This is a genomic window from Bacillus sp. NTK034 (assembly GCF_017303275.1).
GTDB lineage: Bacteria > Bacillota > Bacilli > Bacillales > Cytobacillaceae > Cytobacillus.
On record NZ_JAFKOJ010000005.1, the window covers coordinates 126,752 to 151,021 of the forward strand.

The 24,270-nt window shown below is 43.8% G+C and carries 25 protein-coding genes; 6 read left to right on the top strand and 19 right to left on the bottom strand.

What is annotated here, in order from left to right; genetic code table 11:
* Positions 1 to 113 precede the first annotated feature (113 nt).
* Positions 114 to 1,733: an SWIM zinc finger family protein gene (locus JI665_RS15565; RefSeq protein ID WP_206840632.1), complete on the top strand. Its 1,620-nt coding sequence runs from the start codon at positions 114 to 116 to the stop codon at positions 1,731 to 1,733.
* Positions 1,726 to 4,545 (top strand): DEAD/DEAH box helicase, encoded by a 2,820-nt coding sequence (locus JI665_RS15570; RefSeq protein WP_206840634.1) that lies wholly within the window; start codon positions 1,726 to 1,728, stop codon positions 4,543 to 4,545. Before JI665_RS15565 ends, JI665_RS15570 begins: the two co-directional genes overlap by 8 nt.
* A gap of 6 nt (positions 4,546 to 4,551) precedes the next feature.
* Here JI665_RS15570 and JI665_RS15575 read toward each other — a convergent pair whose 3' ends face one another.
* The 3 genes from JI665_RS15575 to ssb all read right to left on the bottom strand — a co-directional run bounded on the left by JI665_RS15575 (position 4,552) and on the right by ssb (position 5,739).
* On the bottom strand, positions 4,552 to 4,944 hold the full coding sequence (locus tag JI665_RS15575; RefSeq protein ID WP_206840636.1) for a hypothetical protein: 393 nt from the start codon (positions 4,942 to 4,944) through the stop codon (positions 4,552 to 4,554).
* A 238-nt stretch (positions 4,945 to 5,182) separates the two neighbouring features.
* Complete coding sequence (locus JI665_RS15580; protein WP_312886229.1) at positions 5,183 to 5,365, bottom strand: hypothetical protein; 183 nt, start codon at positions 5,363 to 5,365, stop codon at positions 5,183 to 5,185.
* A 5-nt stretch (positions 5,366 to 5,370) separates the two neighbouring features.
* Positions 5,371 to 5,739, bottom strand: a complete 369-nt coding sequence (ssb, locus tag JI665_RS15585; RefSeq protein ID WP_206840641.1) for a single-stranded DNA-binding protein — start codon at positions 5,737 to 5,739, stop codon at positions 5,371 to 5,373.
* A 267-nt stretch (positions 5,740 to 6,006) separates the two neighbouring features.
* Here ssb and JI665_RS15590 point away from each other — a divergent pair, with 267 nt between their 5' ends.
* On the top strand, positions 6,007 to 6,465 hold the full coding sequence (locus JI665_RS15590) for a YwpF-like family protein (protein ID WP_206840643.1): 459 nt from the start codon (positions 6,007 to 6,009) through the stop codon (positions 6,463 to 6,465).
* A gap of 49 nt (positions 6,466 to 6,514) precedes the next feature.
* Here JI665_RS15590 and JI665_RS15595 read toward each other — a convergent pair whose 3' ends face one another.
* The 7 genes from JI665_RS15595 to spoIIID form a co-directional block, all read right to left on the bottom strand.
* Positions 6,515 to 6,868, bottom strand: coding sequence for a hypothetical protein (locus JI665_RS15595; protein WP_244671217.1), 354 nt, complete (start codon positions 6,866 to 6,868; stop codon positions 6,515 to 6,517).
* A gap of 70 nt (positions 6,869 to 6,938) precedes the next feature.
* Entirely contained in the window at positions 6,939 to 7,367 is a 429-nt protein-coding gene (gene fabZ, locus JI665_RS15600) for a 3-hydroxyacyl-ACP dehydratase FabZ (RefSeq protein WP_009332168.1), read from the bottom strand.
* Between the two features lie 131 nt (positions 7,368 to 7,498).
* Complete coding sequence (locus tag JI665_RS15605; protein ID WP_206840645.1) at positions 7,499 to 7,768, bottom strand: DNA-directed RNA polymerase subunit beta; 270 nt, start codon at positions 7,766 to 7,768, stop codon at positions 7,499 to 7,501.
* Between the two features lie 17 nt (positions 7,769 to 7,785).
* On the bottom strand, positions 7,786 to 8,613 hold the full coding sequence (locus tag JI665_RS15610; protein ID WP_206840647.1) for a flagellar hook-basal body protein: 828 nt from the start codon (positions 8,611 to 8,613) through the stop codon (positions 7,786 to 7,788).
* A gap of 34 nt (positions 8,614 to 8,647) precedes the next feature.
* Positions 8,648 to 9,487, bottom strand: a complete 840-nt coding sequence (locus tag JI665_RS15615) for a flagellar hook-basal body protein (RefSeq protein WP_206840649.1) — start codon at positions 9,485 to 9,487, stop codon at positions 8,648 to 8,650.
* Positions 9,488 to 9,846: 359 nt separating this feature from the next.
* On the bottom strand, positions 9,847 to 10,848 hold the full coding sequence (locus JI665_RS15620) for a rod shape-determining protein (RefSeq protein ID WP_206840650.1): 1,002 nt from the start codon (positions 10,846 to 10,848) through the stop codon (positions 9,847 to 9,849).
* A gap of 523 nt (positions 10,849 to 11,371) precedes the next feature.
* Entirely contained in the window at positions 11,372 to 11,644 is a 273-nt protein-coding gene (gene spoIIID / locus JI665_RS15625) for a sporulation transcriptional regulator SpoIIID (protein ID WP_009332173.1), read from the bottom strand.
* A gap of 693 nt (positions 11,645 to 12,337) precedes the next feature.
* Between spoIIID and JI665_RS15630 the strand changes: the two genes are divergently transcribed.
* Positions 12,338 to 12,976, top strand: a complete 639-nt coding sequence (locus JI665_RS15630; protein ID WP_206840652.1) for a LysM peptidoglycan-binding domain-containing protein — start codon at positions 12,338 to 12,340, stop codon at positions 12,974 to 12,976.
* A gap of 83 nt (positions 12,977 to 13,059) precedes the next feature.
* Here the strand turns inward: JI665_RS15630 and JI665_RS15635 are convergent, their stop codons facing one another.
* The 7 genes from JI665_RS15635 to JI665_RS15665 all read right to left on the bottom strand — a co-directional run bounded on the left by JI665_RS15635 (position 13,060) and on the right by JI665_RS15665 (position 20,050).
* Positions 13,060 to 13,722: a 3'-5' exonuclease gene (locus JI665_RS15635; protein WP_206840654.1), complete on the bottom strand. Its 663-nt coding sequence runs from the start codon at positions 13,720 to 13,722 to the stop codon at positions 13,060 to 13,062.
* A 21-nt stretch (positions 13,723 to 13,743) separates the two neighbouring features.
* The gene (locus JI665_RS15640) at positions 13,744 to 15,651 is read right to left on the bottom strand and encodes a DUF294 nucleotidyltransferase-like domain-containing protein (RefSeq protein WP_206841070.1); all 1,908 of its coding nucleotides are present in this window, start codon (positions 15,649 to 15,651) and stop codon (positions 13,744 to 13,746) included.
* A complete protein-coding gene (locus tag JI665_RS15645) occupies positions 15,632 to 17,302 on the bottom strand; it encodes a sodium:solute symporter family protein (protein ID WP_206840656.1) in 1,671 nt (556 codons plus the stop codon). The genes JI665_RS15640 and JI665_RS15645 overlap by 20 nt, the downstream gene beginning before the upstream one ends.
* 88 nt (positions 17,303 to 17,390) lie before the next feature.
* Entirely contained in the window at positions 17,391 to 17,693 is a 303-nt protein-coding gene (locus JI665_RS15650) for a DUF4212 domain-containing protein (protein WP_019380636.1), read from the bottom strand.
* A gap of 146 nt (positions 17,694 to 17,839) precedes the next feature.
* Positions 17,840 to 18,022, bottom strand: coding sequence for a hypothetical protein (locus JI665_RS15655; RefSeq protein WP_206840658.1), 183 nt, complete (start codon positions 18,020 to 18,022; stop codon positions 17,840 to 17,842).
* 312 nt (positions 18,023 to 18,334) lie between these two features.
* Positions 18,335 to 18,940, bottom strand: coding sequence for a pyroglutamyl-peptidase I (locus JI665_RS15660; RefSeq protein ID WP_206840660.1), 606 nt, complete (start codon positions 18,938 to 18,940; stop codon positions 18,335 to 18,337).
* A gap of 144 nt (positions 18,941 to 19,084) precedes the next feature.
* Positions 19,085 to 20,050 (bottom strand): M23 family metallopeptidase, encoded by a 966-nt coding sequence (locus JI665_RS15665; protein ID WP_206840662.1) that lies wholly within the window; start codon positions 20,048 to 20,050, stop codon positions 19,085 to 19,087.
* A 143-nt stretch (positions 20,051 to 20,193) separates the two neighbouring features.
* Between JI665_RS15665 and JI665_RS15670 the strand changes: the two genes are divergently transcribed.
* Positions 20,194 to 20,613: a VanZ family protein gene (locus JI665_RS15670; protein WP_206840664.1), complete on the top strand. Its 420-nt coding sequence runs from the start codon at positions 20,194 to 20,196 to the stop codon at positions 20,611 to 20,613.
* A gap of 33 nt (positions 20,614 to 20,646) precedes the next feature.
* Here JI665_RS15670 and spoIID read toward each other — a convergent pair whose 3' ends face one another.
* Together spoIID and JI665_RS15680 are read right to left on the bottom strand one after the other, a co-directional pair.
* Positions 20,647 to 21,678 carry a stage II sporulation protein D gene (spoIID, locus tag JI665_RS15675; RefSeq protein ID WP_206840666.1) on the bottom strand — a complete coding sequence of 344 codons (1,032 nt, stop codon included), beginning with the start codon at positions 21,676 to 21,678 and terminating at the stop codon, positions 20,647 to 20,649.
* A gap of 105 nt (positions 21,679 to 21,783) precedes the next feature.
* Entirely contained in the window at positions 21,784 to 22,641 is an 858-nt protein-coding gene (locus JI665_RS15680; RefSeq protein ID WP_206840667.1) for a LysR family transcriptional regulator, read from the bottom strand.
* Positions 22,642 to 22,764: 123 nt separating this feature from the next.
* Between JI665_RS15680 and tcuA the strand changes: the two genes are divergently transcribed.
* Positions 22,765 to 24,264 carry an FAD-dependent tricarballylate dehydrogenase TcuA gene (tcuA, locus tag JI665_RS15685; protein WP_206840669.1) on the top strand — a complete coding sequence of 500 codons (1,500 nt, stop codon included), beginning with the start codon at positions 22,765 to 22,767 and terminating at the stop codon, positions 24,262 to 24,264.
* The last annotated feature ends 6 nt before the right edge of the window (positions 24,265 to 24,270 follow it).

Here is a 24,270-nt window from a genome sequence, read left to right on the forward strand (position 1 = left end):
AAATGTTATAATATAGGAATGTACTTTGGGACATGGGGACAGGTTGGTTGTCCCCTGCGGAACGCCGGGACAACCAACCTGTCCCTCTGTCCCACCAAAAAGGGGGTTGAAAGATGATTCCGGAGCGGTTTTTGGAGCCTTTGGAGTTTGCAGCGAATGAGCTGAAGGGGATTCTGCGTGCAGAGAATGAGGAAGATGCACGCCTGATGCAGAAGGGGCTGATGCTTTTTCGGCAGGGTCTTGTTTATCAGCTTCGCTTTGAGGATGATAAGGTTTTGGCGACAGTCCAGGATGTGACTCCCGCAAAGGTTGAACTGGATCTTGAGTTTATTCATTTGAGCGAGTGTTCCTGTCCGGCTGAAGGTTTTTGCCGCCATCAGACTGCGGTATTTCTGCAGCTTCTCTCCAAAGCCAGAAGTGTGTCCATATGGATTGAAGAGTGGAGGAAGCCGATAAAGGAAAAGCAGACAGCCAAGAATTGGGGGCTTCAAAGAGCAAAGGATCTTTTGAAATCCTCCGGTCAGCTGAAGACCGGTTATGACGGCTGGGTTGCCGGATTCCAAGAAAGCTTTACCGAGCTGATGGAAAAACAGGGAGAGCCTCGTCCCTATGTCCTCCCTGAGCTTTTCCATGTTTATCTGCGCCGCATGAAAGCGGGAGCACCGGTCGAACAGGAATGGAGGCTTCTTTATTTGCTTATCGGCTATGTCTTTTCTTTTAAAAAGCTGATGGCGCTTAGCAGGAAGTATGGCCACGGCGAAGAGTTGATTGACCGTTATTACCGCCATCTCTATCAGTCCCTGATGGAAGATTCCGTTGAGATTATGAACAAACTGTCTGTGCACTCCCTTCCCTTCGCTTTCGATCAATATATTGAAAAGCTGAAAGATGATTCCGCCGGGCTGATCACCGGTTCTTTTGGTTTGGATTATGAACGGGCCCATTTATACAGGCTGTTATGGACACATTTTTTCAAAAAGAAAGAATGGCGTGAAGCGGAGATCCAGAAGCTGGAGCCTTCCATCAAAGAGGAATCGCCCAGTCTTCCTTCTGTGGCAGGTTATGTGCATCTTCATATCCTTGAACGAAATGATGAACAGGCACTCAGTGTTTTAAGTGTGCCAAATGACTTAATGACTCCTTATATGCTTTACTGGATCGATTATTTTTCAGCCAATAAGGACTGGAATCGGATGGGTCCTTATGCAGAAGCATTTATCCATAAATTACGGGATTACCTGAAACAATCTGATGACTATTATGCCTGTATGGATTTTACCCGGTTGGCCATGAGGGCGATTTCTCCTTATTGCCAGGAAAGCAGCAAAATGGATTTGTACGAGAAAGCCCTTATGGAAACGCTGCCGTACAGCTACAACGATTATGAATACCTGCTTTTTGAAAAAGGCGAATTCATAAAGTGGGCAGATCTGCAGGCGTTTATTGGCTTTGATATTGATTCTCTAGGCAAGGACCGGATCAGGGAAATCAGCAAAAAGGAGCCCTCCATCCTCCTGCCTCTTTATCATCAGTCTATCACTGCCCATATCAATATGAAAAACAGGGATCATTATCGCGAGGCTGTCCGGAAAATGAAAAAGCTTCGCACGCTGTACAACAAACTGAAACGCCAGGAAGACTGGCAGCTTTTTCTTGAATTGCTGCTTGAAAAAACGAAGCGTCTCCGCGCCTTTCAGGAAGAATGCAAAAGGGGTAAGCTAATCGATGCTTAAAACGAGATTTCTCCATGTGAAAGTGAAACCAATAAACAATGACCGCTACCTGATTTTTGCCGTCAATGAAGAAGGCCGCCTTCTACCCCAGAAAGAATGGATGCCGCTTCTTTTTAACCATCACAGAGAAAGTTTTTTTGGGACTATGCTTGATGCTGTTGATGCGGACGGAATCAAAGGAATTTCTGTAAGCGGCTGGCAGCTCGTTACCCTGTTTGCGGCTGAGCAGTTCAACCGTTTGATTGAATGGAGCTGGGATGAAACTGCCGAAATTCTGCTGGCTTCCTCTCATGCTCTTTACGATTCAATCGTGGAAAAAGAATGGATGCCGGATTTTGCCGCCTGGGAACAGGATCAATTCCGCTGGGCACTGCCGGAAAGTGTAATTACCGAATTCGGCACGAACTTTTGGGACCAGAATGTAGAAGGCTCCCCTGTCCGGGAGTTTATCGGAGATTTATTTCACCGCTCCCTTGATGGCTTTATGAATCAAAATCAGGAAGCGAAAGCACAGTTCGGTGAAAAGCTTGAAGCATTGAGGAGTGAGCACCTCTCACCAAGGGATCTTGCAGCTTATTTTGATGAAGAAAGCTGGCAGGAATGGATCGGTGTCAAATCAAATGAAGCTCCTTTTTCGATTGGACTTAAGCTGGAAGAGCCCGGGGATATTGACTCCAGCTGGGATTTGGCGATTTTCCTTCGCGGAAAAAATAATTCTGATGTCTTTGTCGACTACAAGGACTATTCCAACTATCCGCATGACTGGCATGATTATGATGATTCAATTGAAAAAGAAATCCAGCGCTGGCTTGAGCTTTTTCCATGGCTTGCAGGCAGGCCCGGACAGATCTCCACTTCCCTGACCGAAGATGAAGCCTGGACCTTTCTGACTGAAGCAAGCGAAACACTGCTCGCACTTGGCGTGGAAATTCTGCTTCCTTCATGGTGGCAGGCAATGAAGAACGCTAGCCTGAAAGTCAAAGCCAAAGTGAAAGGAACTGGCAGTCATCGCCCTTCGTTTGTCGGGCTGCAGTCCATGCTTGATTATGATTGGCGCTTCAGCATGAACGGCGTTGATTTAACAGAGGATGAATTCCGGGGCATGGTTGAGGAAAAAAGACGGCTTGTCTACATTCGCGGCCGCTGGATCAAGCTGGATCCCCATTTTGTCCGCCAAATTCAGGATTTAATGAAGAAAGCGGAAAAAGAAGGATTGCATGTCCGTGACTTGATAGAACAGGAGCTTATGGCTGACGAGAGCACGCAGGAAGACGAGCTGGATAATCCTAAGGCTTTTGCCCGTATTCAGATTGAGCTTAACCGCCAGTGGAAACAGATGGTGAAGCAGCTACGCGATATCAAAAGTCTTCCGCTTGAAGAGGTTCCTGCAAGCTTCAAGGGTGATCTCCGCCCTTATCAGAAGCTCGGTATGAGCTGGCTGCTGTTTCTGCGCCGATATGGTTTTGGCGCCATTCTGGCAGATGATATGGGGCTTGGAAAAACGATTCAGCTGATCTCTTATCTTTTAAAGGTAAAGAAAGAGGAAGACAGCGGCCCATCGCTTATCGTCTGCCCTACATCTGTCCTCGGCAACTGGCAGAAGGAAATCGAGCGCTTCGCACCTGGCATGAGTGTGTATCTCCATTACGGTTCAAACCGCCTGAAGGGCGAAAGCTTTTCTGAAAAAGTAATGGAGTCTGATATTGTGCTGACCTCCTATGGACTGACCCATATGGATCTGGAGGATTTTGAAACCATCGAGTGGAGCTCCATTTCAATTGATGAAGCCCAAAATATTAAAAATGCCCAGACAAAGCAATCGCGGGCTGTCCGAAAGTTAAAGGGCAAGCACCATATTGCCCTCACCGGCACGCCGATGGAAAACCGGCTGACCGAGCTCTGGTCCATTTTTGACTTTACGAACCACGGCTATCTCGGCAGTCTCGGGCAGTTCCAGAAGCGCTATGTACTGCCGATTGAGAAGGATGACGACAAGAATAAAGTTAAGCAGCTGCAGGCATATATCCGTCCCTTCCTGCTCCGCCGCACAAAGAAGGATGAGGATGTAGCCCTAAATCTGCCTGATAAGCTTGAGCAGAAGGAATATTGCCCACTGACTGCTGAACAGGCCTCACTATACGAGCAGCTTGTCCAGGATACATTCGCACAGATCGAAAAGCTGTCAGGGTTTGAGCGCAAAGGTCTGATCCTGCAGTTATTAAGCCGCTTAAAGCAGCTGTGCAACCACCCGGCCCTTTATTTAAAAGAGGAGAAGCCAAAGCATGTCCTTGAACGATCTGTAAAGCTTGAAAAGTTAAGCGAGCTTGTCGGCGCTGTACATGAACAGGGAGAAAGCTGCCTGATATTCACCCAATATATAGAAATGGGGAACATGATCGCCCGCCTGCTGAAAAAACAATTCGGATTCGATGTGCCGTTTTTAAACGGCAGCGTGCCAAAGCAGGAACGTGATCATATGATCAGCCGTTTTCAAAATCACGAATTCCCTGTATTCCTGCTGTCGCTTAAAGCCGGCGGAACCGGTTTAAATCTGACGGCAGCAAACCATGTCATCCATTATGACCGCTGGTGGAATCCCGCCGTCGAAAACCAGGCAACCGACCGCGCATACCGGATTGGGCAAAAACGCTTTGTTCATGTTCATAAAATGATTGCCACTGGGACGCTCGAAGAGAAGATTGATAGCATGCTCGAAAAAAAGCAGTCCCTTAATGATCAAATTATTACGAGCGAGAATTGGATTACCGAGCTTTCAACAGATGAGCTTAGAGATCTGGTTCACCTGACATAAATTTTTTCAGTCTTCAAGTCCTTGATATGCATAAAGGCTTGAAGGCTGTTTTTTTATTTTCGCATATTCAGGCTTGTTAGGCTTTTGCGTCAGAAAGGTTACTTTGCTGCCTTCTTTTATAATGAAACAGGATAGCAGCTGGTATGTAGGGTTATTGTCCCCGGCGTTTATCGCCACCTGGCCGAGTTTAAATTTATAATGAAGAAGTCTTTCCTTATCATTTTCCATATCGTTGAACGTGAGTGAAGTATGGCTTCTAAGAGGAATTCTTTGATAGGATTTGTTATTCTGTAGCTGGATGAGCTGAAGCGCATCAAAGAAGCTTGGCTGATGATTGGTGTTTAATCTTTTATTTGCTGTTTGGAAATACAGGTACCCGGTTTCATCTCCTTTATCCACTAAATTACACCTCCTCTTTATTATTTTCAAAAAGTATATTCGACATATTCTGTGAAAATCCTCCCTGATTCTTAATACCTATATACAATATTTGTTTTCACAAACCGCTTTATTACCATTTAATGTTAGAAATAACCCGGCACAGGAGTACCGGGTTTCAAATTTAAGGGAAGTGCTGGGGATATGATTGATTCTCTATAGGGAAGGAAAATATGTGGACAGCTGGTTGGGGATGCCGTCAATTAATTACGGTAAGTCGTCCAGGTTTCTCCTGGGGACGGTTTTGCATTGCGGTTTCACGGATGAAGGATTCAAGCTGGTGAACTCGTTTATTCAGGTCATCGACTCTTTGGTTTGATTTTCCGAGCATCTTTATGAGGCTTTCGAGCAAATATTCCAATGCCTTTTCTCTTTCAGACACTTCTTTCAAAATGGAAGTTCCTCCTTGGTCACGGTCACCGGGATATCCTCTGTCTTCTTCCGGTCGAGAAAGCGGACCGATTCCGCTACCACCTCTGTTACATAAATACGTTTCTTTTCCTGATTATCATAATGCCTCGTCTGAATTCGCCCGGTTATCCCGATCAGCGTTCCTTTCCGGCAATATTGTGATGTATTTTCCGCTGATTTTTTCCATAAAGTACACTGAACAAAGTCCGCATCGATTTCACCCTTCTGGTTGCGGTATTGGCGGTTTACTGCCAGCGTCACATTTGTCACCGGAATTCCTTCCTGTGTCCTTTTCAGCTCAGGATCCCTTGTCAATCTTCCAACCAGGGTCACTTGATTGATCATAGCTTTCATCTCCTCTCTTTAATAGCTATATCATATCCGGAACTTCTCCACTGTGTAAAAATGCCAAAATGTGTTTTTTGCAGAGCCTTTTCGGCAAAAACACCCTTAAAAATTTATTTTTCAGCTCCTTTTCCACAAAAAACGCCCCCGAAAATCTTATTTTCAACATATACAAAAAGGAAATTCGACAATCTGTCAAATTCGCTTTCAGTTTAGCCTGTGTTATAATTTTTTATAGACAACTTATTTTAGAGATGGAGGTAAGCCATGAAAACATTTAAACTTGTTTCTCTGCAATTGGTGGAAAAAAATGGCCTGATTGATATTGAACTGGATGATGGGTTGATAATCAATAAAGAAGACGAGAAGAGCAACTGGCTCCTGGAGGCATTTATTGATAAATCCTATCTTGAGTACTTCAAAAAGCGCGCTGATGACAAGGACGAGCTGACCATCCAAGTTGTTATTACGAAAAAAGAAAACGATCCAGCCGCATTCCAAACTAAAATTACCTCTATCAATGAACTGGAAAACCATATCAGCATTCTTTTTGAAGGATCACTCAAAAGAACGAAAAATGATTATGCCGAACTTCTGCTTCAGGACCTCTTGGACAAAGGCTTTATTGGAGACAGCCTGCTTGATGAATTTAAAATAAAAATGCAAAGCAAGCCGCGCCTGGCTGCTGCAAAAAAGGAAAATAAAGAAACTCCCGCTCAATCATGACGGGAGTTTTTCTTTATAAAAGGACAGGTACACCCCTGTCCTTGCCTTATTACTGATCTTTATTATCTTTGTCCTGCATATCCAGGTTATCTTCAACAGCATCTTCACCCGGCTCGTTGTTGTCTTCCATCATGTCGCCGTCATCATCTGTGTTGATGTCGTTGTCATCTGTGTTTTCATTCAGATCATTAGTCATGTCGCCATCATTAACATCACCATTTTCTTCAGTGATTGTGTCATCTTCCGGCGGCGGCTCCTGGTTATCTGTGGCACAGCCTGCTAGTAGCATGGCGGAAAGAACGGATCCTCCGATAAGTGTTAAAAGCTTTTTATTCATCGTAAAAGCTCCTTTCATAAGGTGTATTGTTGACCTGCTGCATTGGTCTTCCTTTATATTTCCCAAAAACCGAAACAACTTGCATATTTTTTTACAGAAAAAATCCTGCACGCTCCGTACGGGATTTCTTATATCATTACCTTTCAATTGCAAACATAATTTCAGCTTCCATTGCCACTTCGCCCTCTACAGTCGCAACGGCTTTTCCTTTTCCGATTCCTCTGCGGACGGAGAGCAGTTCGACTTCCATGATAAGTGTATCACCTGGGCGCACCTGGCGCTTCCAGCGGCATTTCTCCACACCGGCAAAAAAGGCAAGTTTTCCTTTATATTCATCCAGTGACAGCAGGGCAACAGCACCTGTCTGCGCACAGGCTTCAAGAGTCAGGCATCCTGGAAATACATTGTAATTTGGGAAATGCCCATTAAACACTTCCTCATTGGCACTTACATTCTTTTTGCCGACGGCTCTTTTTCCAGGCTCAAGCTCTTCAATGGAATCCACAAACAGAAATGGGTATCGGTGAGGAATTATTTCTTTAATTTCTTCTACATTCAATTTCATATGTATCGCTCCCCTGCAGTATTTAGTACCAGATACTAATAATAGCTTATATTTATTTTACTAAAAAATCGCTTGGAGGCAAAGCGGAAACAAAAAAGAAGGGCATCATCGCCCTCCTCTTCATTTTTTTCTTATTCTTTTTCAATCAAATCCACAATATGCATCCAGGTGGACTTTGTAAAAATATCTTTTACTTCCCCGCCGCCGATGACTCCATATCCGACTGCGGCTCCGGCCGTAACGCTCAGGAAAATTAAAAGCACGACAATAATAATCCGAAGCCAGATCGGAATGAGGCGAATGCGAACCCGCCCTTTACGCGGTGATTCTTCTTTGCTGCGTTCTTTCTTCAGTTGTTCACGCGTCTTGACTGCTTCTTGATTACTGTTGTTTACTGACATTTTATTTCCCCTTTTACCTAACGTATTCCGTTGATCAGCCCCATCATTTGATCAGCCATGGAGACAGATCTTGACTGAAACTGATATGCCCGCTGCAGGTTAATCAAATCTGTCATTTCCTTGGACATATCCACATTGGATTGTTCAAGGGAGCCTTGGGCCATTCCTATCTGGCCGCGGAGCGCACCATTCAGCTCAGTAAAGATCCCATCGCCGTCAGCTCCATCAGGAAGGCCAAGAAGATTATCCCCTTTTTGCTCCAGGAATTGAGGCTTGTTTATCAGAACCACTCCAAGATTGAATTCCTGGATGGAACCATTGGCTTCTTCTGCCAAAAAGCTCCCTGTTTCGGTCACTTTAAAATTTTTAGCTTGTCCATTTATTATAATCGAATTATTATTTTCATCAAGAACAGGAAGTCCGTCACCTGTCACAAGCATGGTCTCATTCTCCGAAACCGGAGTTAAATAAAAGGCACCCGCTCTGGTAAAACGCACAGCTGCTCCGTCTTCTGTCTGCTCGAGCACTCGGAAATACTGCCCTTCCTTTGTGAGGGCAAGATCAAGCGGCCGTTCGGTTGCCTTTAAAGCACCCTGCTTCATGACGATTTGGGACTGCGCCAGCTTTGCGCCTACTCCTTGCCTGATGCCTGCAGGTGTTAGTCTTGCTGTCTCCGCATTCGCATTCCGCTGATTATTGAACTGCTGAAAAAGCAAATCGGTAAAATTGGCTTCTCTTCTTTTATAGCCCGCTGTATCAATGTTTGCCACATTATGGCTGACAATATCCATTTGCTTCTGCAGCTGGGCCAGGGTATTCGTTGCCGTGATCATGGTTCTATTCATTGTTTTTCCCCCTTAGCGGGTCTGCCGCTGGACATTACCCGATCCGTCCGATTTCATTTGCGGCTTTCTCCATACTGCGGTCATAAGCCTGAAGGACCTTTTGGTTTGCTTCAAATGAGCGATAGGCGGTCATCATATCAGTCATCGTCCGGGAAGCATCTACATTGGAACGCTCCAAATAGCCCTGCTGCAGCTTGAATTGGACATTCTGTGCATTATAGGCATTTTCAAGGACGCTCTCTTCTGTCACTGCAAACAGTCCGTCACCCTCTTTACGCAGGCTTTCAGGATTTTGTGCATACATAATGCCCAATCTCGCTGTTTCACCTGCTTCTCCTGTAATCACACCATCTTCACTCACTGTAAACCGGTCACTGGAAAGCTGAATCCGTTCACCCGCATCATCCAGAATATATAATCCGCTTGCTGTCGTTAAGTAGCCCCCGCCGTCAATGGTAAAATTCCCATTCCTGGTATAGCGCGGCTCGCCATCAATACCTGCTGCTGTATAAAAGACGGACCCTCTTAAGCCGGTATCCGGATTAACAGTCAGATTAAGATCAAGCATGGCCAGGTCCGTATTCAGACCAGTTTCCTTCATATCTCCCTGCATGAAAGACGGAATTGTCTCCTGCATATAGACCCCTGTATTAAGGCTGCCCACTTCCTGATTTAAGGGAAGATTAAGGCCTTTCTCGGTTGGAACTGTCTGCTGGCCCATGAGCTGCAGAAGCATCTCCGGAAAAGCTCTCAGGCTCGTCTGATCTGCTTTAAAGCCTGGCGTATTGGCATTGGCCATATTATTTGTCAGTACTTCTGTCCTCCGCTGCTGCGCCAGCATACCGGAAGCAGCCGTGTAGAAACCTCTAAACATCTTTAATCACCTCTAAATTGCCATTCCGAAGATCTATTTACCTCTATTATAAGAAACTTTCCGACAATAAACATTAAAAATTTGAAGAATTGAGTCAGATTTTGAAAAAAGCTGTACCTTTTTTTAATCGGCTGGAATGGGAGAAAGTTTATAAAAGATAACTACACTATTTATTTTTCAGATATCGGTCTGTTTGGCTAGTTTATCGGTCAGAATTCATTTTTATTGGTATATTTTTTTGCAGATATGGTCTGATTTGGATTTTATCAGCCACTTTTTCAATATATCGGTCACTTCGCTCCAAACAGCGTTTGAGCTGTTGCAAAAAGAAAACCCGCCAAAAGACGGGTTCCTCACGATTATATAAGCTTTTTCTTCGGAAGCTTATCAATATTATCAAGCATGATGCCAGTTCCAACAGCAACGCAGTCCATCGGGTTTTCGGCTATTAAGACAGGTACTTTCAGCTCTTCAGCCAGAAGCTGGTCGATTCCGTGAAGAAGGGCGCCGCCTCCTGTCAAAATAACCCCGCGGTCAATGATGTCTGCAGACAGTTCAGGCGGAGTGCGTTCAAGCACGCTTTTAGCAGCCTGTACGATGACTTCAACGGATTCAGCCAGAGCACCCTGAACTTCATCGGAACGAACTGTAATTGTTCTTGGAAGACCTGACACCATGTCACGGCCGCGGATTTCCATTTCCTCATTTTTGCCGCCAGGAAAAACCGTCCCAATGGTTACTTTAATATTTTCGGCCGTTCTTTCACCGATTAGAAGCTTGTACTCTTTTTTAATATATTGAAGGATTTCGTTGTCGAATTTATCTCCGGCCATCTTTATGGATGAAGATGTAACAATGTCTCCCATTGATAAAACCGCCACGTCTGTTGTACCGCCTCCGATATCGACAACCATGTTTCCGCTCGGCTGGAAGATATCCATGCCCGCTCCGATTGCCGCAACCTTTGGTTCTTCTTCAAGATATACCTTTTTGCCGCCGCTTTTTTCAGCAGCTTCCCTAATCGCCTTCTGCTCAACACCTGTAACATTTGTCGGGCAGCAAATCAAAATGCGCGGCTTTGATAAGAAACCTTTAACATTCAGTTTGTTGATAAAATGCTTCAGCATCGCTTCTGTCACATCAAAGTCGGCAATAACCCCGTCTTTTAGCGGGCGGATTGCCACAATGTTCCCTGGCGTACGTCCGACCATGCGGCGTGCCTCTTCTCCTACGGCCAGTACTTTGTTTGTATTTTTATCAATCGCTACTACAGATGGTTCATTCAGCACAATTCCGCGACCTTTAACGTGGATTAGCACGTTGGCAGTTCCTAAATCAATCCCAATATCCCTAGCAAACATTTCTTTTTTTCCTCCTTGCAAAATGGCCAGCTTCTGTCCGCACCTTTGAAGGCTCTCTCTATTTAGGCATTCTTAAAGCGAACTTCGCTTATTAATTTTTTAGTTAGATGTTCAAGTCATTATTCGTAACAGCAGTTTAAGCCGCGCAAAAAAAATCAGTTCTTTTTAAAAAGAAATGATTTTGCCCGGCGTTCTCTTTAGGAGTCCTAGTCTTTACGAACCAAGTCCTATCCTAATTTTATATTTTAACACATTCCTTGTGAAAGCAGTAACATTTTGACAGATTTTGTGAGACTTTTTGAGGGTTTTTGTCGAAATGGGGAAATAGATGCAGGCGACTTAGGAAGGGGCTTAAATCCATAGAGCAAAGCCTTGGTTCAGGCCATGGAAACAGCTTATGATCTTTTAGCCCCCGGAGCCGCATGAAGGTTCATCATGTACAGCAAAAGAAAAATTGCCATGGTACAGCTAATAACGGCAGTCTTTAGCCTTTGACGCCTTTATCGGCGCTTTTTAATTCTTTTCATTTAACTGGCTCTTCTTCCATTTCCTCTTTTTTGTATTTCATTTTAGTGGCTTCACCGCCGCGCAGATGGCGGATCGATTTATGATAATCCAGGATTTCCTTTACTTCGTTTGCCAGTTCAGGATTGATTTCAGGTAATCTTTCCGTCAAGTCTTTATGGACTGTACTTTTGGATACGCCAAACTCCTTCGCGATTACGCGAACCGTTTTTTTCGTCTCCACGATATACTTTCCAATCTTGATAGTTCTCTCTTTGATGTAATCGTGCACACCACTCGCCCTCCCCAATTTGGATGTGAGAAGTGTGAAATGAGACTCGCTTTCTGTCTGGTCTTCAACTGTATTCCGCATGGTTTCCTGATTAAATGATCTTAATCGTGGCATGCGCCCGAAAGGCTTGCTTTCAGCTTGCGAAAATTAAACATGTCCTCAACATATTCATTAGTTTAGTAAAACGATCCCTCACCTCATACATTCTCTTTGTAAGGTTTGTAACAGTTTATTAGCTTGGTTGAGGTAATATGCACGAAAAACACAATAGGGACAAGGTTTTGTGTAAATTTTTTGAAAATAGGACATCTGGAGGTCAAAAATTAGAAATGTTTTCAAATAATTCTTTGGGGTATTTGAAAATTAAGCAGTCTAAAGACCGGTGACAACTGTCCTAATTTTAATTGTTCCATTTATAAGATCCAGGACTTTTCCAGCATATTCGACAAAATCCACCATTGCCGGGTAATTCATTTCAAAGCCAATAAACAAATTCCTTAGCAGCAGATAATTTCATATATCTAGGAATTACAGAGCGGATTGAACTATATGCATTTTCGGAAACAAGGGAAAAGAGCCAGGAACTCCTCCCTATTGTGAAGCGGATATTAATACCGTACTATTTTTTTCGGAAAACAATTCATTTAATTGGTTATGAAACCACAATATTCCAACAGATAGGATGAGCATAGTATGCAAACACGCAAGGAAAGGATTCTAAATGATAAAAGAAAGAAGATAAAAGCAAGAGGAATGGCGGCAGCCAGCACCGTTTTTGCTGCAGTAATTGCATCAGCCGGTTTCAGCTCTTCAGCAAAAGAAGCTCAGGCATTAACAGGCACTTACAAAGTGAAGCAGGGAGATACTTTATATAAGATCTCCAGAGAACATGATATGACTGTTAAAGAATTGAAAGCGGTTAACCGCCTTAGGTCTGACACGATTCATCCAGGCCAATCACTGGAGGTCCGGACTGAGCGCCATACAGAAGAACCCTTTAATAACGAGACAGCTGTTTATACCGTTGTGCCCGGCGATACACTATGGGGGATCGCAAAGCGCTACCGCATGAATGTCAATGAATTGAAAACATTGAACAAGTTAAAAAGTGATATGGTACTCATCAATCAGAAATTGACCATTAAAGGTGACATTTCCAGAATAAAAGCAGTCATCACTGGTGCCGCAGACAATTTTACGGTGGAATTTAAAAACGGGGATGATTATTTCACATTGAAGGTACCCTATGGAACAGCACAGACCTATCAAAAAATGTCAGGAAAAGAAGTCCTGGTGGTTTATAAGGACGGTTCACTGATCGATATACAGTAAAGGCATGGAAAGCCGCATTCTGCCGGCTTTCCATTGGTTAATCCATATCACCAACCCGCTCACCAACATTCCAACCACAGTCATTAAAAAAGGGATCTCATTAGACTGTCAGTTGCATTAATCAATTCCCCCCAGGTTTTATGTCCCCTCTGCTGAAATTGAAAAAGCAATTCAACAAATAAGTAAGCTGCAGTTAAAGCATCCCCCGCTGCACTATGGCGGTCATATATGCGGGTGCCGAATGCCATGGCATACCTCTCAAGGTCGCGCATATCGTAGGACGGGGCGATAAAGCCAATCAAATCCAGCGTGTCAATGGTCAGGAACCTTTTTAAAGCAAGCTTTTCGCGTTTAAATTCACTTTTGAGAGCAAGTGCATCAAAGCTTACATAATGGCCAACCAGGCATACTGCTTCCCTGGATTCGACATAGTCAAAAAAGCTCTGAATAGCTTCCAAGGCCTGCGGGGCATCTTTTACCATCTCATCGGAAATAGAGGTTAATTCTTTTATTTCCCGAGAAATTTGTCGGTTTGGGTTAACATATGTCTGAAATAGGTCCTTTTCCTGCACTTGAAGCCCTTTTACCGGAACGGCGCCGATATCAATGATCCTGTCTGTCGCAGAAACTTGGAATCCTGTAGTTTCAGTATCAAATACAATAAAATTCAGATCTTCAAGCGGCGTTGATAATGGAATGTTTTCATATGTTAAAGAACATGTCACATTTTTTCTGAGAAAAAACATACCAGCCTCCTTTCAGAGATATTAAGAGAATCCAGCAATTGCCTGGCTCTGCAGTTCCCTTAATGTCTTTAAGCTTAGAATTAATTCTTCTTTTTCACGGGTAGACATTCTTGTAAATGAGACAACGGAAGAGAGAGCGGCACCTGATTTTTCCTGCTGCCAGCGCTGGGTTACATACAAGGTCATAATAGTACTTACTGCTTCCTTCAAATCGTGTGCAAACTCCTTTGAGAATACCTGCCTATCCTTCAGGAAATCTATTTTTTCAAGTGGGGTGCCTGATATTTTCCCATGCATAAGGGACAGTATCTGCAAACTATGGTGATAGGGAAATAGAACCTCTTTTTTCATATCCATGCTTTTTCGATGCAGCTTGAATAGGGACCGGATCGGCTGGTCCAGGGTGGGAATGGAATGGTCCCTTTCCAGCTGTGCCAGCCGGTATAAAAAAATTCTGGACCTTTTTATCTGCTTCGCAGACTGTGCTTCAAATTTCGCATGCAGCCCTTCACTCCCCGCAATTAGCCGATAGGAGAAGAAATTTTGCGCTAATAATAAATGGTCATTTGTTGATTGAAGCATCCATGTCCGCAGCCGCTCCTCCCAATCTGCCAGTGAACCCCGCCATTTTTGTTCACTGCACATCATGAGTCCTTTGCAGCGTGCAAAGCCAGCCGCTTCCATATTAGAAGTAATTCTTTTTCCCAGCACATCAAAAAATGCCGAGGCATCCTCTGAATGATTCTCATAAACCAGGAAATGGTCCTGATCTGTGAGCATGAACTGTTCTCCACGGCCGCTTGAGCCCATTTGATAGAAAGCAAATTCGCATGGCTGCTGCAAACCTTTTTCTACCAGTTCAGAAATAGAAAGAGCAATAATTCTGCCTGTCAGGCGATCGTATAGCTTTGTAATGATTTCAAGTATTTTTAATATGGGAACACGGTCCCTTATTAAAGAATCAATAATGTCATAGATGCCGGTTTTGATTTGCGGAAGGCTGCCCCGGTCGGCTTTTTCAATTTTTAGAACTGTCTTCATCACATTCTCGTTTTTCTTTCTCAGCAAATCTGATAGTGTCACAATCCCCGCCACCTTGGAATCTTCCATGACAGGCAGGTGTTTGACGCCCTTTAACAGAATCAGTGAAAGGGCGTCATAGTAATATGCAAACCTTGATATCGTGACTGGGTTTTCCGTCATAATGGTTCTTGCTTGAGATGATAAATCTGCACCTTTAGCTGCGACTCTTTCCACTATATCTCTTTCCGTAATAATCCCTATTAAGCAATCATTATCTGCAACAAGGACCGAACTAATTTTCCTGCTATGCATTAATTTAGCGGCTTCCTGAATGGTTGCGGCCGGACCGACTGCCGCTGCCTCAGTACTCATGACATCCTGAACCCTGACCATGAATGCATCATTTTCTCCACAATCTGTCGCGCGCTTTACCTGTTCTGCAAGTGAAGCGTAAACATCTTTCAATCTGATGGCTGCCTGCGTCAGCAAGTAATCATGAACAGAAGGGTCATCCCATCTTTTTCTCACCACTTCAAACGGAATAAACATCGCCCTTACCTCGCTGGAGGCTTTGACTTCGACCATTGACTCTGTATCAATCTGTTTGGAAACTCCAAGGAAATCGGCAAGACTGGAAAAACCAATCAATTCCCCTGCCTGGACTACTTCAAGCACTTCTTCCCGTCCATTGTGTTCATTTTTTACCAACACCTCTGAAAGACCTTCTAAAATGAGCAGAAGGCCTTCACGCTGTTTATCTTTTTTCAGGATAATGTCATTTTTCCCATAGCGGCGGACTTCACATAACGATAGAAGTGAAAGGGCTGTGTCAGATTCCACCCCTTGAAAAAAGGGGTGAAGCCGCACAGCCTCCAAACGGTATAGATTATACAGATTTTGATCCATCATCGTTCATCCATACTTCACCATCTTTATAGACCATTTGCTCCGGATAGCGAAGATCCATAACCTCCTCCTGAATTTTTTGCGAAGGAGCAGCTGTCATAAGAGAAACAATGATATTAGCTGCAAATGCAGCAGCAGCACCAAACACACCAGCGCCTGTATCAATGATACCCAGGATGGTAAAGCCGCCATATTTAGCAGCAAAGATATAAGCCAAAGTTACACCTAATCCGACCAGCAAGCCGGCTATGACGCCCTGTGAGTTTGAACGCTTCCACCAGACACCCAGAACAAGCGCAGGGAAGAATGTTCCTGTCGCGAGCGCGAATGCCCAGGCAACAATTTGCGTAATCGCTCCTGGAGGATTAAGTGCAATAAGGCCAGCCAAAAGAGTGGCGATTACAATGGACCAGCGAGCAACTGAAAGACGTATCTTTTCAGTTGAATTCGGTTTTAGCACGCGGTAAAAAATATCATGGGCAAACGCAGAAGATATCGCAATCATCAAACCGCCGGCTGTTGATAATGCAGCAGCCATTGCCCCCGCTGCCACAAGACCGATGACAAACATGCCAAGATTGGCAATCTCAGGTGTTGCCATAACGACAATATCATTCGAGATAATGAGTTCATTCCATTGCAGCACGCCATCGCCATTGCCATCAGCGACTTGCAGCTTGCCTGTATCAACCCATGTTTTCGTCCAGGCAGGCAGTTCTGTAATTTTGCTGCCGGCAACCTGTGTCATTAAAATGAAACGGGAGAATGCAGCGTAGGCAGGTGCAGACAGATAAAGCAAGCCGATAAACAACAAAGCCCATGCTCCAGACCAGCGTGCGGCCTTCATCGTGGATACCGTATAAAAACGGACAATTACGTGCGGAAGTCCGGCTGTACCAGCCATCAGTGTAAACATAAGGGCTAGAAACTGCCATTTCGTTCCATTTGTAAATGGCGCAAAATATTCAGAGATTCCAAGCTGCCGGTCGAGCTCACCCATTTTGCCTACAAGCTCTCCATATGAAAGCCATGGCGCCGGGTTTCCTGTAATTTGAAGGGACATGAATACGACTGGAATGATATAAGCGATAATCAGAATGACATACTGAGCAACCTGTGTCCAAGTAATTCCTTTCATGCCGCCGAATGCAGCATAAAAGGCAATCAGAACGACACCGATCATAGTTCCAAGTTTCGCATCAATTTCGAACAGGCGGCCAATAACCACTCCGGAACCGGAAAGCTGGCCAATCGAATAGGTGAAGCTGATAATGATCGTACATAGGGCTGCAATCACACGGGCTGTGTGGCTGTCAAACCTGTCACCGATGAATTCAGGAACCGTGTAGCGGCCATATTTCCGCAGCTGTGGTGCCAATAGGAAGGTTAAGAGCAGATATCCGCCCGTCCAGCCCATAATATAGGCAAGACCGTCATAGCCCAGGAGCATGATCGTTCCCGCCATCCCGATAAAAGAAGCGGCACTCATCCAGTCGGCGCCTATTGCCATTCCATTAAAGACTGGCGGCACCCCGCGGCCTGCAACATAGAACTCCGATGTCTCTTTTGCCTTATTATAAATGGCTATGCCAATATACAAAGCAAATGTAGCTAGAATAATGGATAATGAGACCAAGAATTGCGTATCCAAAGACATCCCCCTTTTTTACGGACAAATTTTTAATGATGCCCCTTTTATCACTGTTTATAGCGGCGGCTTGAACAGCCGCTCATTTCTCTTAATGATCAAGGACTTTCCCTGAACTGATCTGTTCATTTTTGTTTTCATCAATTCCATATTTCCGGTCAATGGCATCCCCCATTTTGGCATTAACGAACAGCAGAATGATAAAGGTCAGTACAGCTCCCTGTGCGCCCATAAAGTAATGGAATGGAAATCCGTTAATCGAAATATCGCTTAACGGTTCTGCAAAAAAGACAACGCCAAAAGAGGCAAGAAATCCAATAGCAAAATAAATGATCATATTCCGAGTCTTTTCGCGGAAATAACTGTCCGCTACTTTTTTATCAATTTTTTTCAAAACTCCACCCCCGGTAAAAATGATAAATTCACCACTCTTGATTCTGATTAACAGACTTTATTATCAGGAATCACTCCTTTATTGGTTATCTGCAGCTAAATCGCTGCTATTTCACCGGATCCGTTATCCGGACCCGGACAAAACCATTACCTTAAACTGAAAATAAATTTGACTGTATCCATGAAAGGTGCGGGAACAAGAATGATTTGAACGAGGAAGTAAGCAAAGATTGATAGAAATGGAACTGCCAGGAAGATCGGCCTTTTCTTTCTTAAAGCAAGAAAAAGGCAAATCCCTGTAATGACCATCATAGACACTAACGTAAGCAATTTGGTTCCTCCTTTTTAGAAAGCGCTGTCATTTTTTTTCTGCTTTCCGCTTTAAGTTTGAAAACAGGCGACTGGGTTGTTTTCTGACTTCACTTAATTTTAAGAAAATTCATACTTCATTATGTACAAAAATCATTTCCAGGTCAAGTACATGCTGGAAATATAATTATTTTTTTTAAAAGTGACCCATTGCTCCGTTGATGCTTAAGGGTTTTATTCAATAAGCCTGGTTGGCAGAAACTTTAGGGCATTAGAGGAAAACACTATAGTGATAATAAAAACCTCGCAAAAAAAAAGAGCCTGTCCGGCTCTTTAATCCAATTCTTTGATAATAAGAGTAATGGCTTCCAGCAAATCTGCATCTGACCAGCTTGCCATGCTCTTTTTGCCTGCTGCTGCCAGTGCGTGGGAAGCAGGAATATGCACAAAACCCGCCGGTGCTTCAATGTTTGCGGATTTCAGCAGATGGAGCACGGAATACATAACGTTATTGCATAGATAAGTCCCCGCTGTGTTTGAGATTGATGCAGGAAATCCCTCTTCTTTAAGTCTATCAACCATCCGGCGGATCGGAAGGGTTGAAAAATAGCCATCGGGGCCATTTTCCTCTATCAGTTTGTCTTCAGGGGCAACTCCGCTATTGTCCGGCTCCCCATCCTGGCAATTGATTGCAATTCTTTCCGGTGTGATGGCTGTGCGGCCTGCAGCCAGTCCGAGAGAAATCACTGCATCCGGTTTTTTCTCCATTACTTCCTCTGCTATTTTCTTAGGTGCAAGATTAAAATCCACCGGCAAAAGGTGTCCCATAATTTCATAGTTTCCAACAGCTTTGCCATTCAATGCATTCACAATCTTTTCCGTCGGATTAATCGGAAAATCAAGAAAAGGTTCAAATCCGGTTAATAGCAGCTTTTTCATATTTTCTCCCCCTATATAACTCTTCGTTTTTTCGAAGTATTATACAGGATAATGGCAGAATTGTCGAAAAAATGTTGATTCGACAAAAATCGGGTGGTACCTGTCACCAAAAAAGAGCCTGCCATTTCGGCAGACTCCCTATTATTAGGCGTCAGTTGATTCAGTTGCAGTGTCTTCTTCAACTTGGTCGTCAGTTTGACCTTCGTCTTCAGAAGTTCCAGCTGGGTCTTCTTCTGTATCAGCAGACTCGTCTTCTTCCGTATTTCCGGCATTTTCATCTGCAGGTTCTTCAGCAGAACCTTCGTCTTCCGTTTTGCCAGACTCTTCTGTTGACTTGTCCTCAGAAGGAGCAGCTTCGTCGTTTTCTTCAGTTGCACCGCTGTTTTCTTCAGCATTTGCTTTGTCAGTTGTATCTAACTCCTGTAAAGAGCTAAGCGGCTTATTGAAGTAATCAAGCGGATTGACCGGCATTCCGTCTTTGCGGATTTCAAAGTGTACATGTACGCCTGCTTCTTCATTAAACAAGCTTTCGCCTGCCTTTGCTAGAGCATCACCTTGTTCTACCTGGTCGCCAACCTTAACATTCATCTCTGTAACAGATTGATATTGTGTTACAATTCCTTTGTCATGCTCCACTTCAATAACATTGCCCAACAGTGAATCTTCTTCTACCTTGGTTACTTTTCCGCTTAATGCAGCAAGGACATCAAAAGTTTCTCCATCCTTGGTAGCAATATCAATACCTGTGTTCGGATGGTATGTGTTATTGTAAAATACTAGAGCAGCTTCCTGTTCTTCAGCCTTGCCGTCATAGTCATAGAATTGTTTTTGAATGACAGCTGAGTCTGGATCTTTGACAGGCATTACGAAGTTTTCCATTGCGCGGTTAACTTCCAATGCTGGCTCGTCGTACTTTTTGCCGGTAATATCAGTGGCTTCATAATCGTAGCTGTCAGTGTCTGTAGCGTTGTCGCTTGTCTGATACCAAAGAACACCGGTTAGAATGATTGCTGCACTTGCAATGTAGATAGCTGGGAATGCCCACCGCTTTTTCATAAAGCGTTTAAAGCTGGAATCTTGAGAAGATCGTTTCTTTTCTTCCTCTCTCATTTATCATCACCTCAGCAATCAGTCTGAACAGATTGAGAGGATTATATACATTTCTAAAAAAAAATTTTTTGGGCTTATTTTTCGACAAAGGTTTTCGGATTATGCATGATTTTCGTAAAAATTTTAAAAGGAGTTTCTGATAAATGGTTAAGTGGATAATACGTGTGCTGCCTATCCTTTATATGGCGCTTATTTGGGTCCTGTCCAGCATGCCGGCAGATGCAGTGGTGGAGCTGCCGGATTTGGCGGTGGACCGTTTTATAAAAGAATCTATGCATCTGATTGAGTTTGGTATTTTGTATGTTCTTCTGGTTTTGGCTGCTTTAACTGCATGCAAGCTAACGCCGGGAGTCAATATTCTTTTGGCTGTTTTTGCGTGCTTCTACGGAGTTCTCGATGAGATCCATCAGTCATTTGTACCGTACCGGTCTGCTGCTGTGATTGACGCTGTTAAGGATATTACCGGTGTAGCGGTATGCTGGTATTTTATCAGCAGGGCTCTTTTTTATGGGAAGTTTGAAAGGCTTAGTAAGCTTCTTGGTTTCTTTAAAAGGGCAGCATGAAAGAGCTGATTCTCTATGAACCAGCTCTTTCGCTTATTTCTTAGCCGTGACTTTCGTCAGCAGCTGGTCGGAAGCGGCAACTTCTACCCCTTTATAATAATGGGCAACGATTTCTTTGTAGTTCTTTCCTTCAGCCGCCATGCCATTTGCACCGTATTGGCTCATGCCGACTCCATGGCCGTAGCCCTGGGTGTTGATAATGATGTTGTCACCTTTGCGTTCCCAGGTAAAGTCTGTTGATTTCAAACCCAGTTTCTCTCTGATGTCTTTTCCGCTGACTACTTTCCCGTTAATATCCACTTTTGAGACCCGCTGGCCGGCTGTTCGCTCGGTCACGTTTCCTATCGTGCTATCATTAGGGAGTGTCACCCCCAATTTCCTTTCAAAATCCTGAACGGTGAATACCTCTCTGCCGTTAAACTTCGGAGACTGGAGGTCCCATTTGCTTTCTACACTTTTTAGGTAAGGAACGGAATTTGGCCAGATGGCCTCGGAGTTTTCAGTAAATCCATTGCTTGTTGAAAAGAAGGAAGCTGTAATCGGTGAGCCATCGAAAGTGAGGATCTGACCTCTGGTTTCGGTAACGGCTTCTCTTACCTTTTCGATTTTCCACTTATAATCTTGTTTCCATTGCTGCCTCAGTTCCTCATCATTTTTATAAACCTGATGGGTTACTGTATCGTAAACTAATGCCCCCTCAGGAAGTTCAACGCTATCTTTATTCATTAACTGCTTAACAATAAATGTCCTTGCTGCCAATGCCTGAGCCTTCAAAGCTTCCTCTTCAAATTCAGCCGGCATTTCCGATGCTACTACTCCGACGATATACTCTTCAAGCGGAACCGTCTCCAGCTTTTTCTGTGCAAGGCGATAGACCCCTACCTCTATGGCTGGCCCTTGGGGAATTTCTGCCGCCGTCTCTTTCTTGGTCTCAGTCTGAAGCTCCTCGCCAAGCTTTCCGCTGACTTTCCCTTCTGTAAAGGGTATCACGAGCAGGGCGGGAACGATGAGCGTGACGGCAAACAACAGTGCGGCTAGTACGATGAAAGGTTTGAATTTTGTCATGTTTTAAGCCTCCATAGCAAATAAATAATTCGAACTCATTTCATGTTTATGGCTATGGACAAGCTATTATGACAACTTAATGAACCGGAATGCGATTTATCCAATTTAAGCTTTACTGCCCCGGATAAATTCGATAAAAGCTTTTGAGGCCGAGAGATCCATTGAACTTTCATTAAATACAAGCCATGTTTTCCGGTAAAGCTTTTCACCCTTGAAGCTCAATTCCCATGTGTTTAAATCCTTGCAGCCTTTAAGGCAAATTTCCGGCAGGATTCCATAACCCAGCCCATTCAGAATCATTTCACGGCATGTATCGATAATATCTACTTCCATTGTAATAGCCGGAGGAAGGTCGAAGTTTTCCTTCCACCAAAGATCGATTATATTTTTCAAGGATGGATCGGTGTTATAATCTATTCTCGGCAGATATGGAAGCTGTTCTAAATCGATTTTATCCTTTGAAGCAAGGAAGATTCTCTCTTCATCTATTAACATTTTTGGCCCCTTCCACTCATAAGGGTCACGGACGATGCCAACATTCGCCTCTTCTTTCTGAATCATTTGGATAACCTCATAGCTGAAGCCGGTTTTTAACTTCAAGTCTACCTGTGGATATTGAATTAGAAATGCAGCCAGTATTTCAGGCAATCTATATCTGGCATACGTTTGCGAGACGCCAAGCCTTAATGCTCCTCTTACCTCACCCTCCATGCTGCTGAGAAAATCCTTCGTTTCTCTTAGCTGATGAATCATCCTATTGGCATATTCCACTAAATATTCCCCTTCGGATGTAAAATCCACTCCTCTCTTTCTGCGTGATAGGATTTTTACAGCAAATTCTTTTTCCAGCTGTTGAATCCTATATGTTAATGAAGGCTGCGAGATATACAGCTGTTCCGCAGCTTTCGTAATATTCCGTTCTTTATGGATCGTCTGCAGGATGAGCCAATCTTTTTCGTCCATTTCAGCCTCCATTGAAATAGAAATTTTTTATCGTTAACAATAAAATATCAATATTTCATTTATTTTACCATTCCCCCTACAATAAAGTTATAAATAGTAAACATTCGTCGGGAGGAACTTAAAATGGCTAAATATGATGTAGTAGTGGTGGGAGCCGGCAATGCGGCACTATGTGCGGCAATTTCGGCAAAGGAGAATGGTGCAAGCGTCCTGGTTCTTGAAAAAGGTCCTGAACATAAGCGCGGAGGCAATTCATATTTTACAGATGGGGCCATCCGTTTTGCTTATAACGATTTAAGCGATATCAGAAGAATCATGCCATTATTGACAGATGAAGAAGCCGGTAACATTGTTATGCCGGAGTACAGTGATTCTGACTATTATAATGATTTAATGAGGGTGACGGAAGGCCAGAGCCATAAGGAGCTGGCAAATCAGCTTGTTTCAAAGTCTTATGAAACAATCGTCTGGATGAAGGAGCAGGGTGTTGAATTTGAACTGAATTATGATAATCAATCATTTAAAAAGGATGATAAAATTCACTTCTGGGGCGGCCTTCCTGTTAAAACGAAAGAAAAAGGAATTGGCTTAATGAAGGCACTTTTCCAGCGTGCCAAGGAAGCAGGCATTGATATATGGTATGAGGCTCAGGCAACCAAGCTATTGACGGAAGACAGCAGAATCACCGGCGCAGTTGTTAAGCAAAGAGAGAAAGAACTTACCGTAGAGGCAAACAGTGTCGTGCTTGCCTGTGGAAGCTTTGAAGCCAATAAAGAAATGCGTTCCAGGAATTTAGGACCTGAGTGGGAAGCAGCTGCTGTCCGGGGCACAGAATTCAATACAGGTGACGGAATCAATATGGCGATTGAGGCTGGAGCCGAAACATTTGGAGAATGGTCAGGATGCCACTCCATTGGTACAGACTATAATGTTCCAAAGGTCGGTGATTTCACAAAGCCAGGCGATATCTTCAAGAAGCATTCATACCCGCTGGGAATCATGTTAAATAAAGAAGGGTACCGCTTTGTGGATGAAGGCGCCGATTTCAGGAACTATACCTATGCGAAATATGGACGGGGAATTTTAAAACAGCCTGGACATGTTGCTTACCAGATCTTTGATAGTCAAGTAAGACCTCTTCTGCGCAAAGAATATAATCTGAAAGAAGCAACTGTTTATAAGGCAGACACACTCGAGGAATTAGCGGAACTGATTCCTGTTGAAAAAGAACAGTTTTTAAAGACCCTTCACGAATATAATGATGCTGTTCAAAATGGTGATTATAATCCGTCTGTGAAAGATGGAAAATCAACATCAGGCATCACTCCTGAAAAAACAAACTGGGCACTGCGGGTTGAGAAAGGACCCTTCTATGCCTTCCCGGTTACATGCGGAATTACCTTTGCCTTTGGCGGACTACATGTAAACACCGATGGAGAAGTACTAAATAAAGAACAGACCCCCATTCCAGGGCTTTTTGCAGCAGGAGAGATGGTTGGGGGAATCTTTTATAAAAACTATCCGGGTGGATCAGGCTTAATGTCCGGCGCTGTTTATGGAAAAGTCGCCGGAACTCAGGCCGCATCCTTCGCAGTGAACCAATCCAGGGCTACAATTAAATAACTATAA